Genomic DNA, 13,051 nt, shown 5'->3' on the forward strand with positions numbered 1-13,051 from the left:
TTTGCATTTTATTACTTTTATTTCAAATTATTAATCTTTTATATGAAGATATTATGTAGAATTTTTTTTAATTTATATAATTATATACAAAATAAGACTGTATTTTGTTTAAAAATACAGTCTTATTAGCATCACATATAATCTTTAATTATTTAACCTATTATTCTTCTCGCCTGTGTATAATCAGGCATATAGCTTAACTTTGAATATTTAACTACATCACCAGTCTGAGGTGCATGAATAAACATTCCGTCTCCTGCATATATACCAACATGATGCGGCGACTTTATTGAACCGAAAAACACCAAATCTCCTGGTTGTACGTCTTTTGGTGCTACATATTGACCTTCTCTTACTTGGGTATATGTAGTTCTTGTTAATGATATTCCCATCTTTCCATAAACATACTGTGTTAAACCAGAACAGTCAAAAGTATTAGGTCCTGTAGCTCCCCATACATATTTTTTTCCTAAATGAGTGTTTGCTTCTTTTAATATAGCCAGTGCAGTTTCACTAACATCTTCTCCTGTAGATGTTACCTTAACACCTACATTAATCTGTGCCTGTAAAATCTGTGCTTTAGCTTCTATTTCTCCATATATAACTTTTAATTGTTCTGCATATTTCTTACTTACAGCCTCTGCATCTGCTTTAACTTTTTGATGTTCAACCTTTTCTGATTGTATAGATTCAATTTGTTTTTGTAAGTCTTCCTTTAGCTTAGATAAATTATCAGCTTCCTTTTGCAAATCCTTCTTGCAATTAACAAGTGTCTTTTTAGCGGATTTTGTTCTATCTATAGCTCTTACCTCATATCCAGTTACATTTCTAATAAGCTCTCTTCTATAGATTAAATCAGAAAAACTTTTTGCATCAAATACAATATCTAAAGTTATATCATTACCACTTTTATATGTAGATCTTACCCTTTTCTTTAATTCTTCTGCATCTCCAACTATAGTTTCTTCCGTTTTCTTAATTTCACTTTCTTTATTTTCTATCTCAACCTTTATGCTTTCAATCTTACTACTAGTTTCTTCTTGTTGTACCATTAGTTGACTTATCTTCTCGTCACATTTTCTTACTTCATCATTAGCTTCCTCAACCTTCATTATTGCATCAACATACTGACTTTTAGTATCATTCGGTGTTGCATTTATTGGTTTTATACCAATAAATAGTTCACTAACTAAGACTATAACTAACATAAATGATACTATTCTCATTTTCATACTAACTCTCCTCCCCATTACCCATTCAAATTATACTATTTTTTTACTTGTATATATTTTAATTGATCCCCATTTGTAATATATTGTAGTATAATTTTATATTATTTAAAATAATTTGTCAAAAAAACCGCGCTATAGGAAATCTATGGCAGTAATGTTTTGAAAGGTATCATACTATTAGTTCATACGTAAAAATAAAAAGTATTTTTCTTAATATACAGTGATAGGTAAAACATAAATTATCCTCTTCATTCTATCTAATGACATAATAAAAGGAGGTATCATACTCTACATACCTCCTTCTAATGCTCTAATATGAGCAAGCATATACTTCTCTTTTACTAATTCCTCTTTCCTTTGCAACTAATTTTATAGCTTCCTTTTTACTATTACCTTTTTCTATGTAATAATCTATATGCTCCTCAATAGTCATGTACTCCCACTTACTTCTATTTTCTTTTTCTATCTCATCATCACTTTTTCCTTCTATTAATATAACAATTTCTCCACGGACTCCATTATCACATATCTTGTTATATACTTCCTCTACAGTGCCTCTTATAGTTTCTTCATAAGTTTTAGTAAGTTCTCTACTTAAAGCCATTCTTCTATTTGGAATCCTGTCCTTAAGAAACTCCAATGTCGATACTATTCTATGAGGTGCTTCATAGAATATAATCGTATCTCTATAGCCTTCAATTTCTTTAAATATTTCTTCCCTATCTTTGTTTTCTCTAGGGAAAAAACCTCTAAACGCAAACTTAGTAGTGTCTAATGTAGAATTTACTAATGCTGTCACTACCGCTGTTGGTCCAGGTATAACTTCAAAATCAATTCCTTCTTCCACAGCCTTTTCTATTATAACTGCACCTGGATCTGATATTCCGGGCATTCCCGCATCTGATACTAAAGCAACAATTTGCCCTTCTCTAACTTTATCTAATATATTTTCACTTCTACCCTCTTCATTAAACTTATGATATGAAATCAATGGCTTCTTTATTTCAAAATGACTTAACAATCTCATAGTAACTCTTGTATCTTCTGCAGCCACTAAATCACAACTTTTCAATACTTCTAATGCTCTAAGTGTTATATCTTTTAGATTTCCAATAGGAGTTCCTACTATATATAACTTTCCTGCCACACTACTCACCTCTTCCATATATCTTATCAATCTCTTTTGTATAACTACCATCTAATTCATGAACATATAACGGTTCATCCCATTTAAGAAAACTACCTCCAAAATTCTGTCCTTCTATCAAAACAATATTAGGAGCCTTGTTGTATGTAGGATGAATCATCTTTACCCTTTTCGGTTCTATTTTATATTTTCTCATAAGACAAAATATATCACAAAGTCTATCCGGTCTATGAATCATATAAAATCTACCATTATCCTTTAATACTGCCTTTGCTGCCACTATAACATCTTCTAAATTACATAATATCTCATGTCTTGCTATAGCATTTTTATCATTTACATTTATAATCCCTGACCCTTGAAGCTTATATGGAGGATTAACTGTAACAACATCAACCTTTTCCATAAACTTTAAAAAATCTATATCCTTTAAATCTCTACAATAAAAATTTATTCTATCTGAAAGATTATTATAATCCACTGTTCTCTTCGCCATATCAACAAATTCTTCTTGTATCTCTATTCCCTTTATATCATTACATTCTGTTTTCCCTGCTATAATAAACGGAATAATCCCTGTTCCTGTACAAAAATCTATAACTTTATGACTCTTTTTTACCTTGGCGAAATTAGCCAACAATACTGCATCTACTCCAAATCTAAAAGCATCCTTCTTCTGTATAACATGTATCCCCTTTAGCTGTAAATCATCTAAAGTCTCATCTTCTTTTATAAAGCTCATTTCATCACTCCAAATTATAAAGTATATCTATTATATAATTTTAACATAAAAAAATAAAAGGAACTATCATATCATAATTTGCAATTCAATCAATTAACAACAAATGAAAACTTGTAAGTTTTATAGTGAATAAGTAAGAGTAAAGGGGGAATAGTTTATGTGTGACTTATGCCCTCATACCTGTGCCATGAAAAAAAGAGACTCCCGCTTGCAAATTTTCATTTGCTAATGCGGGAATCTCTTTTATCTTATTTATTATAATAAGTATTATGCTTGCTCTGGAGCAGCTACTGGACAAACATTTGCACAGTTTCCACAATCGATGCAACTTGTTTCATCAATTTCAAATTGACTATCTCCTTGAGAAATACATCCAACTGGACATTCTGCTGCACATGCACCACAACTAACACATGTTTCGTTTATTTTGTATGCCATCAAAAACACCTCCTAAAACTAAGCTATATTCTCCTACAATTTTATTTTAGCACGTCTACTATATTTATTAAAGTTTTTTATAGTATAATATGTCCATCATTTTCCAGCTTATCTATAATATCATCTAACGTAGTAAAATACTCATCAAAAATTACTGTAACCTCTTCACTTTCCTTAGATATATATAATGCTATAACGCCTTCAATAGAGGTTATATCTCTCTTTAACTTATTTACATTACCAATTTTGTGAACTCTAAGGACACCTTTCATGCTATTACCTCCTAGTCACCCTTAAATAGTTCCTTTAATGCTTTTGCATCAGTCTCATCTTCCACTTCAATTCTGATGTCTTTTTCATCTACTGTTCCTTCATATGATCCTGAAACTAACTTCAATTTTGTTATAGGTACTTCTCTAACTTCTCCGTCACCTTCTGCTCTCATAAACTTCGCAGTTACTGTTTCCTTAACAAGACTATTAGACATAACCTCTCCTGTTCCATATGGAGTTTCCACAATAGAACCTACAGTCGGCATAATCTTTCTTGTTTTTTCATATGTTTCTTGTTCATAGTTAAGACAACACATTAATCTTCCACAAATCCCTGATATCTTTGATGGGTTTAATGATAGGTTTTGCTCTTTAGCCATCTTTATTGACACTGGAGCAAAGTCTGTAAGAAATGTTCCACAACATAATGGTCTTCCACATGGACCAAGTCCCCCTACCATTTTAGACTCATCTCTAACACCAATTTGTCTAAGTTCAATTCTAGTTCTAAAAACTGTAGCTAAATCCTTAACTAATTCTCTAAAATCTACTCTACCTTCTGCAGTAAAATAGAATATTATTTTATTATTATCAAATGTATACTCAACATCTATTAACTTCATAACTAATTTATGTTTAGCTATTTTTTCACAACATATATTAAAAGCTTCTTTTTCTCTTCTTTTATTATCGGCATATTTAAGTAAATCCTCTTTTGTTGCAACTCTCACTACTGACTTTAATGGAGATATAATACTATCTTCATCTACTTCTCTACTGCTTATTATACATGTTCCAAATTCCATACCCCTAGCTGTTTCAACAATAACATTATCGCCTTCCTTAACTAAGTTGTCACCTGGTGAGAAGTAATACACTTTGCCAGCTTTTTTAAAGCGTATTCCCACTACCGAAACCATTCTTTATACCTCCTGTAATCTTATCAACATAATATCGAATATTCCTTCTGTATTTACATTTCTCTCTAAATTTTCTCTTACATACTTTATTATCTCTAGAATCTTTATAAGTTTTGAATAGGTATACCTTCCTTTCAAATCCTTAATATCACTAATTTTATCTAGATTAATAATATTTTCTATAGAATAAGTTTCTCCATAAACCATAATATCTCTTACATATGACGAAAACACTGTCAAAACATCTTCCCACTTATCTTTGAATTTACACAATTTATCTGTGTAATCAAAAATTTTATTTCTTTCGATATTTTTAACATTTAATAATATATCTAGAACTAAATCTCTTATATTATTAAATTCCTCGTCTTTAACTAATTTATCTATAGCTCCTGGTATTCCATCACTAAAAGAAATCAACATCTTTTCTTTTTCTTCGGATATATCTCCATAGTTTTTGTGTATATACTCTTCGATTTCATTTTTTGATAATCTGTTTAATCTATAAATAGATGTCCTAGATTTCACTGTATCTAAGATACTTGCTAAGTTTTCGCATAATAGAAAAATATATACACCCACCGGTGGCTCTTCTATTGTTTTTAAAAACGCATTTTGTGCTGCTTCCGTCATTGTTTCACAATTATGAATTACAATTACCTTTTTATCACCTTCAAAAGGCTTTTTATTAATCTCAATTATCAACTTTCTAGTATCGTCTACCCCTATAGATTTTCCACTACTACGAAAGTTAATTAAATCAACATAATCTATATCTCTTGTCTTTCCCAATATTTGCAATGCAATTTCTTTAACTAAAATACTTTTTCCTATGCCATCCTCACCTACAATAAGATATGCATGAGATAAAGTATTCTCTTTTATTGCCTTCAAAAACAGTTCTCTTATTGTATTATGCCCTATTATCATAATTTCTCCGTTAAATCACTCCTTACTATCTATTTTAACATATATTATCTCTATTACTACAATTTCATCTAATCTTATTTTTTATAAGTGAAAATATTTTCTCATGAACCTCTTCTTTTGACATGGATCCATCTACAACTTCAATATCCTTAATTTCATTTTTTATATATTGATATCCATCGTAAACCTTCTTATGAAAATCATTACCACTATTCTCTAATCTATCTAATTTCTTTTGATTTCTTTTTCTATCTAATCCTTTTTCAAAATCTATATCTATCATTATAGTTAAATCACTTTTTAGTCCATTTAATGCAAAGTTATTTATTCCTTCTATTTCTTTTACACCAAGTCCTCTACCGATACCTTGATATACTAATGATGAATGTACAAATCTATCACATATAATCATCTTGCCTTCCGCTAATGCAGGCTTTATAACTTCTTCTACTAATTGTGCTCTCGATGCAGCATAAAGTAGTGCCTCACAACAGCTTCCCATTTCATTATTATCATTATCTAATAATATTTCTCGTATTTTTTCACTTATCTTTGTTCCGCCAGGTTCTCTAGTGACAATTACCTCAAACCCTTCCTTCTCTAACCTATCCTTTAATAATTCTATCTGTGTAGTTTTTCCACATCCATCTGGCCCTTCTAAGGCTATTAATAGTCCTGTCACCTTTATTCCTCCACTATACTTATTTTATTATTATCTACCCCGATAACTTGCTTATTACCTCTTAAGTAGTTTTTAACTATCTCAATACATTCCTTTGTTATCACTTCTCCACCAACCACTAATGGAATTCCTGGTGGATATGGTATAATTGCATCTCCAGCAATTTTATTAATTGCATTATCTAAGAATACAACTTTAACCTTCTTATCAAATACTTCATAAGGTTCAAGCTTTTTAATAGGTATATTATACTTATACGTAATATACTTTTCATCACTAATTATATCATCAAAACTTAGATTATCTAATACTGAATATAATTTGTTAAATTCATCTTCACCATGAAATGGAGATAAAATAAGTACCACTGTATTAGGTGTACTCATCTCCCCCTGTATCCCTGAATCTCTTAAGTACCTTAATAACTTGTGTCCACTATATTTTTTAGATAATACCATAACATATCTAGTTATATCTATATCATAACCACATGCCATATCTTCTTTGCCTAATATATATACCTTGCCTAGTTTATTAATCTTTTCTCTATATTTAGTAGCTATAGCTATCAAATCTTCATAATCATCTTTACCATACTTCTCTAAATAATATCTGCTATAATCTAATGATGCCATAATAAGATATGATGGTGATGTTGTCATAAACGCCCTTATATAAAACTCAATATTATCTTCTTCATTATTAACTAATAAAAATCCGCCTTGTGTAAGTGCTGGTAATGTCTTATGTGCACTTAAAACCACATAATCACCTAATGTAGTAACTGACTTAGGTAATTTATCATTAAAACCGAAATGTGCTCCATGAGCACCATCGATTACAATTTTCAGACCTTTATTCTTTAGATCTAATATAATTTCTTCTAAATCATAACTTATCCCAAAATAATTAGGATAAGTTAGTATAATTCCTTTTGGATTTTCTGCTCTACTTAATGCATCATATATATTTTTCTTATCTGGTGGTAAACTTATATTATTCTTCTCGTCAATTGCTGAATCTATATAAACAACTTTTAACTTTCTAAGAATCAACCCATTGTATATCGATTTATGACAATTACGTTCTACTAATACTTCGTCTCCTTCCTTAAATGCACTGAATATGGACGCTAAATTACCTCCACTACTTCCATTAACCATAAAGAAAGCCTTTTTTGAACCATATAAATCTCTCAAAAGATCCTGCGATTCCTTTATTACTCCCTCTGGACAATGCAAATTATCCAATGGCTCCACTTCTGTTATATCTAAATATCCCAATCTATTTATAAAACTTTCACCAACGTCGTCTCTTAAAAAACCTATCCCACTTTTATTTCCTGGCATTGATAAAATCAAATTATCCTCTTTGTGGTATTTTATAAGCTCATTTAATAACGGTAACTTAATCAATATTTCTTTCTCCTTGTTTATAAGTTTTTTTTATCTTATTTTTGTAATACTCATATATGCATGTATCCATAGATACATATGCCAACTTCTCTAGACATTTGTCACATATAATGTCATTGTTAATCTTTGTTCCTTCTTTGCATTCTTTATTACATATTACACAATACGATTTATTCATTTTATCAATCCTTTTTAGAAGGTTCAATATTATAATTATTCACAAATATCTCAAACATGAGTATATTAAAATATTTTATATAAAAGAAAGAGTCTGCTACACAATAAATTAATACTATGTTTCAGAACCCTTTTATCATTAATAAATTACTACATCTGTTTGATTTGGTACAGTATCATAAAGCCACTTTGAATCATCCATAGATAATCTAATACATCCATGCGATGCCTTAAATCCAAGTTTATTTTCTTCTTCCGGTATTACATTTTTATTTCTATCACAAGGTACTGAATGGAAAAGAAAATCCCCCATAAACTGTAGATAATACTTTCCGCCCTCTTGATATTGTGGTGAAAAAAACCACTCTGCTCTTGTTATTATTTTATATTTCCCTAGTGGAGTATCACTACCCTCAACACCAGTAGAACATATCATAGATTTAATTAACTTATTATTTTCATATACATATACTTTTTGCTTATCTATAGAAACAGCAATTCCATACTTAGATGTAAAATCAAACTTATCTCCCGCATTCATTTCAGCTTCTTTTTTTTGATCAGATATGTAACTGAAATCACTAATTGTATTTACTACTTCTACATCTTCATTTAAAGCTATCTTTGATGTAAGTATTTTTTCATCTAGAACTATATATTTAAAACAAATTGCTGCAGTAACAATAGTAGTTAACGCAAGCACAGTAAGTACTCGAATTCTTCTCTTTTTCTGACGTTTTTGTTTTGTTATCTTTTTATACCCCATACAATATGTCTCCTTTTCTTATTCCGTTTCCTAGGTTACCATTTAAATATTATTTTTTCAATAGTTATTTAAAATTGTAAAAATATTATTGGGTTATTTATATTAATCTAGGTAATACTATAAATATAATTTTTACGGGAGGATTCTTCTTATGAAACAACAAATGCTTAGCTATTTATCAACAATAACTGATGAAATATTTTCGATCAGTGATTATATATTAAAAAATGGAGAAGAAAGTTATAAAGAAACTTCTACTAGTTCATTTTTATCTAATATACTAAAAAATCATGGATTTAAAATAACAAATAACTTTTTAGATATTCCAAATTCATTCTACGCTGAATTTGGAGATGAGCATCCTAGAATATGCTTCACCTGTGACTATGATGTTTCTAAAGAAGATGGTGACTTACTTGCTCACCACATCAACTCTACAATCTCTATAGGCGCTGCATTGCTCTTAGCTAATGCTATAAAAGCATCTGGTCATGGTTCCGTAGTAGTTATAGGCTGTAGTGGTGAACTAAAAGGTGGCTCAAAAGCAATAATGGTAAAAGAAGGTACCTTCGAAGATATCGACATCGTAATGTCGCCATGTCCCCATGTTGTAACAGCAGAAAGTGCTAGTTCCATGGCATCACTACCTATAGAAATAAATTATGAAAGCATCGCAAACTTTTATAAAACTAAAGGATATTATTCCCCATTATCAGCATCCTTATTCACTTTAAATGGTTTAGATACTATTATTAACTCTTTTGAAGAAGAATGCTATATAAATAGTATATCTATGAATTCTCCAGTTACCCCACATATTTCTCAGATAAGATGTAGTATAACCTTTTATATAAAAGCACGTAAAATGTCTATACTAAAAGAATTAGAACATAAAATTCATGAATTCGTAAGATATACTTCTGAGCTTATGAATGTAAAAAGTGATATTCACTATCATGAAATGCCTAGCGATGAGTTAAAAACCAATGCCACTATATCAAGACTTTTTTCACATAACTTAAAAGAAAGTGGTCTAATAAAAATAGATCCACCAAGGAATACTCATTTAAGCCTTAGCCTTGGTTCTGTCTCTCATGTAGTTCCAACTATACGACCTTTTATTTCAATATGTGAAGATTCATCTATAACACCATATTCAAATGAATTTGTTAAAACTACAACCTCTGACTATACAAAAGAAAATGTACTAAAAGCTATTGAAGCATTTGCTTACACTGGATTAGATATAATAGAAAGAGAAGACTTATTACGAGAAAGTCTATTAGAATTAAATAACTGTGATAATTAACATAAAAAAAAGGGACTGAAATTTATAAAATCTCAGTCCCTTTATATATAATGCTATCAACATTCTATATTCTTAATAAAATTCTTTGTAGGTTGAAAATAAAACTTTTTATATCTACCATCTTTTTTATAAACACATAAATATCTATTGGTATTATAGTAATGAGATAAATAATTAGTTGCTCGTCTAGCTCTAACCTTATTTTTATAATTACACTTCTTACCTAAAAAATGAACATCCTTAAAGTCAACTACTTCTTCTACTGAATGGCTTGTCCCTTTTAGTTTATGAATAACAAGCTTATTATCGATAAGAAAATACTTATATTTTATTTTGCATCTTCTTGAAAAGTCTACAGCAAGTAAAATTAAAATAATTGCATTTATATAATCTAAATATCTTTCATCAATTACCTTAGATAAATCACTTACCTCAATAACCTCTTTAATTGCCAATAAATTAACTAATATAAATATCCATAATAGAATTAAAGGCAAAGGCCTTTTCGAAATAACTTCCTTATTCATAACTTCCTCATTACACTTTCTTTTATTTTAACGATTCTAGAAAAATTATACTAGCTTAATATTTATTTTTCCAATACCCTATTTATCCTTATAAAGTTGTCTATACTCAATTTCTCTTATGGAAATGATTTCATTTGCATTTCTTTCAACTGTTCTTCTATTTCCTGTACTTTTCTACGGTATCAATATAAAATTTAAACTTTATATCTATAAATTCTTTGGTATATAATATACTAAGTAAGAACTATAAAATTTAATGGAGGATATGCTTATGATTTCAATATATAAAAGCCTATCTGAATCATCCTCTCACTTAGTAAAAATGGATACTATTGAACCTGGATGTTGGATTAATATGATAGCACCCAATGAACAGGAACTTATATTAACATCTAAAAAAACTGGAGTTCCTATGGACTTTTTAAAGGCTGCATTAGATGATGAAGAAAGTTCACGTATAGAAACTTCAGATGATAATATACTATTTATAGTAGATATTCCTTTCACTGAAGTAGAAGAAAATACTTTAACTTATGATACATATCCATTAGGTATCATACATACTAATGATTATATTATAACGGTATGTCTTAAAAATTCTAAAATTCTTTCTGGCTTCGTGAATGAAAAAATTAAAACTTTTTATACATTTAAAAGATCCCGTTTTATATTACAAATACTTTATAGAGTTTCATCATATTATTTATTATCATTGAGACAAATAGGCAAAAAATCTCTCATGCTTCAAAGTCAACTTCATAAATCTATGAGTAATAAAATTTTGATGCAATTATTATCCTTACAAAACTCTATTGTATATTTCTCAACATCATTAAAAGGTAATGATGTTACTTTTGAAAAAATAATGAGATTGGATATTATGCAAAAGTATGAAGAAGATAAAGATGTTCTTGAAGATGTTATGATTGAGACACGTCAGGCTATCGAAATGACTTCTATATATGGTGGTATTCTTCAAGCAACAATGGACACTACAGCGAATATAATATCTAATAACTTAAATACTGTAATGAAACTTTTAACTTCCGTAACAATAGTTATAACTGTTCCTAATATAATCTCTGGTTTATTTGGAATGAACGTTACTGGATTACCTTTCTCTGATATAGAAGCAGGTAACGGCTTTGGAGTAATTTTTTCATTAATAATAGTCTCCACTATTGCAGTATCATACATACTTCATAAAAAAGGAATGTTTAAATAATTCTAAAGGGGATTTTAAAATGATTGCAAATAAATTATTACCTGGTGATACAATAGGTATTGTGTCACCAGCAAGCCCTGAAGATCGCAATGTAATTGATAAAGGTGTAGAATACTTAAAACAACTAGGATTTAAAATAAAATTAGGCAAAACCGTATATTCAAAAGTAGGATTCTTAGCTGGAAGTGATGAAGAACGGGCAGAAGATTTAATGAACATGTTCTTAGATCCACAAGTATCGATGATATTATGTATGCGAGGTGGCTATGGTACAATGCGACTTCTACCATACTTAAACTTCGATATAATAAAAGCAAATCCTAAAATTTTTATGGGATATTCAGATATAACTACATTATTAAATATAATATATCAAAAAACGGGACTAATCACATTTCATGGTCCAATGGTAACATCCAACATTTCGGAAAAATATACTCTTAATTCTTTTCTAGAAACAATAACAAAATCCACATATACCTATACTCTAAATAATCCATACTATCTACCAGTAGAATGTTCTGTCCGTGGAATTTCTGAAGGTTGTATAGTAGGTGGAAACTTATGTTTATTATGTTCTACTCTAGGTACTCCTTATGAGATTGATACTAAAGATAAAATTTTATTTTTAGAAGAAATAGGTGAGGCTCCCTATAAAATAGACAGAATGCTAACACAATTAAATTTATCAGGCAAATTATCAGAGTGCTCTGGATTCATTCTAGGTCAATTTAAAGATTGCAGTTTACCTAATTATAATAGAAGTTTTACTTTAGATGAAATTCTAGAAAACCAAATTTTCTCTCTAAAAAAACCTACTATTAATCATGTTATGTCTGGACATTCTTATCCTAAATTAACATTACCAATAGGAGCTAAAGCACGAATTGACTCTACTTTAGGAAAAATAGTCATTTTAGATTCTGTTGTTCATTAATATCATATTATTTCTGTAAAATAAAAAAAGTAAGCAATAAAATTGCTTACTTTATGGAGGCGCCACCCGGATTTGAACCGGGGAATAAAGGTTTTGCAGACCTTGGCCTTACCGCTTGGCTATAGCGCCATTAATGGTGGCTCGAGCAGGAATCGAACCAGCGACACGAGGATTTTCAGTCCTCTGCTCTACCGACTGAGCTATCGAGCCACACCTTACCTGGCAACATCCTACTCTCCCACACAGTCTCCCGTGCAGTACCATCGGCCCTCTGAGGCTTAACCATCGTGTTCGGTATGGGAACGGGTGTATCCCTTAGAGGCATCATCACC

15 protein-coding genes, 2 tRNA genes and 1 rRNA gene are annotated in these 13,051 nt (G+C 29.9%); 3 read left to right on the forward strand and 15 right to left on the reverse strand.

Annotation, left to right across the window (positions count from 1 at the left end; all coding sequences use genetic code 11):
* Positions 1-152: 152 nt before the first annotated feature.
* The 11 genes from KQI30_RS10865 to KQI30_RS10915 form a co-directional block, all read right to left on the reverse strand.
* A complete protein-coding gene (locus tag KQI30_RS10865) occupies positions 153-1,232 on the reverse strand; it encodes a C40 family peptidase (RefSeq protein WP_216463345.1) in 1,080 nt (359 codons plus the stop codon).
* Between the two features lie 310 nt (positions 1,233-1,542).
* Positions 1,543-2,379 carry a 16S rRNA (cytidine(1402)-2'-O)-methyltransferase gene (gene rsmI / locus KQI30_RS10870; RefSeq protein ID WP_294344953.1) on the reverse strand — a complete coding sequence of 279 codons (837 nt, stop codon included), beginning with the start codon at positions 2,377-2,379 and terminating at the stop codon, positions 1,543-1,545.
* A 1-nt stretch (position 2,380) separates the two neighbouring features.
* Positions 2,381-3,121, reverse strand: a complete 741-nt coding sequence (locus KQI30_RS10875) for a tRNA1(Val) (adenine(37)-N6)-methyltransferase (protein WP_216463347.1) — start codon at positions 3,119-3,121, stop codon at positions 2,381-2,383.
* A gap of 267 nt (positions 3,122-3,388) precedes the next feature.
* Positions 3,389-3,559, reverse strand: coding sequence for an indolepyruvate ferredoxin oxidoreductase subunit alpha (locus KQI30_RS10880; RefSeq protein ID WP_216463348.1), 171 nt, complete (start codon positions 3,557-3,559; stop codon positions 3,389-3,391).
* A gap of 77 nt (positions 3,560-3,636) precedes the next feature.
* A complete protein-coding gene (locus KQI30_RS10885; protein ID WP_216463349.1) occupies positions 3,637-3,831 on the reverse strand; it encodes a ferredoxin in 195 nt (64 codons plus the stop codon).
* Between the two features lie 11 nt (positions 3,832-3,842).
* Positions 3,843-4,751, reverse strand: coding sequence for a PSP1 domain-containing protein (locus tag KQI30_RS10890; RefSeq protein ID WP_216463350.1), 909 nt, complete (start codon positions 4,749-4,751; stop codon positions 3,843-3,845).
* A 3-nt stretch (positions 4,752-4,754) separates the two neighbouring features.
* On the reverse strand, positions 4,755-5,681 hold the full coding sequence (locus KQI30_RS10895; protein WP_216463351.1) for a DNA polymerase III subunit delta': 927 nt from the start codon (positions 5,679-5,681) through the stop codon (positions 4,755-4,757).
* 64 nt (positions 5,682-5,745) lie between these two features.
* Complete coding sequence (tmk, locus tag KQI30_RS10900; RefSeq protein WP_216463352.1) at positions 5,746-6,363, reverse strand: dTMP kinase; 618 nt, start codon at positions 6,361-6,363, stop codon at positions 5,746-5,748.
* 2 nt (positions 6,364-6,365) lie between these two features.
* Positions 6,366-7,775 (reverse strand): aminotransferase class I/II-fold pyridoxal phosphate-dependent enzyme, encoded by a 1,410-nt coding sequence (locus KQI30_RS10905; protein ID WP_437177732.1) that lies wholly within the window; start codon positions 7,773-7,775, stop codon positions 6,366-6,368.
* The gene (locus tag KQI30_RS10910; RefSeq protein WP_216463353.1) at positions 7,771-7,956 is read right to left on the reverse strand and encodes a sigma factor G inhibitor Gin; all 186 of its coding nucleotides are present in this window, start codon (positions 7,954-7,956) and stop codon (positions 7,771-7,773) included. Before KQI30_RS10910 ends, KQI30_RS10905 begins: the two co-directional genes overlap by 5 nt.
* 138 nt (positions 7,957-8,094) lie before the next feature.
* Positions 8,095-8,721 (reverse strand): L,D-transpeptidase, encoded by a 627-nt coding sequence (locus KQI30_RS10915; protein WP_216463354.1) that lies wholly within the window; start codon positions 8,719-8,721, stop codon positions 8,095-8,097.
* A 151-nt stretch (positions 8,722-8,872) separates the two neighbouring features.
* On the opposite strand from KQI30_RS10915, the gene KQI30_RS10920 reads away from it, so the two are divergent.
* The gene (locus KQI30_RS10920; RefSeq protein ID WP_216463355.1) at positions 8,873-10,030 is read left to right on the forward strand and encodes an amidohydrolase; all 1,158 of its coding nucleotides are present in this window, start codon (positions 8,873-8,875) and stop codon (positions 10,028-10,030) included.
* 56 nt (positions 10,031-10,086) lie between these two features.
* Here KQI30_RS10920 and KQI30_RS10925 read toward each other — a convergent pair whose 3' ends face one another.
* A complete protein-coding gene (locus KQI30_RS10925) occupies positions 10,087-10,557 on the reverse strand; it encodes a hypothetical protein (protein ID WP_216463356.1) in 471 nt (156 codons plus the stop codon).
* Positions 10,558-10,828: 271 nt separating this feature from the next.
* Between KQI30_RS10925 and KQI30_RS10930 the strand changes: the two genes are divergently transcribed.
* Positions 10,829-11,782: a magnesium transporter CorA family protein gene (locus KQI30_RS10930; protein ID WP_216463357.1), complete on the forward strand. Its 954-nt coding sequence runs from the start codon at positions 10,829-10,831 to the stop codon at positions 11,780-11,782.
* A 19-nt stretch (positions 11,783-11,801) separates the two neighbouring features.
* A complete protein-coding gene (locus KQI30_RS10935; RefSeq protein WP_216463358.1) occupies positions 11,802-12,719 on the forward strand; it encodes a S66 peptidase family protein in 918 nt (305 codons plus the stop codon).
* Between the two features lie 54 nt (positions 12,720-12,773).
* Here KQI30_RS10935 and KQI30_RS10940 read toward each other — a convergent pair.
* From KQI30_RS10940 to rrf, 3 genes are all read right to left on the reverse strand, one after another.
* Positions 12,774-12,848 (reverse strand) — tRNA-Cys (locus KQI30_RS10940).
* Between the two features lie 5 nt (positions 12,849-12,853).
* Positions 12,854-12,929, reverse strand: a tRNA-Phe gene (locus KQI30_RS10945).
* A 7-nt stretch (positions 12,930-12,936) separates the two neighbouring features.
* Positions 12,937-13,051, reverse strand: a 5S ribosomal RNA gene (gene rrf, locus KQI30_RS10950); the annotation flags it as partial.

Origin of the sequence: Clostridium bornimense (assembly GCF_018917145.1) — a bacterium.
GTDB lineage: Bacteria > Bacillota > Clostridia > Clostridiales > Clostridiaceae > Clostridium_AN > Clostridium_AN bornimense_A.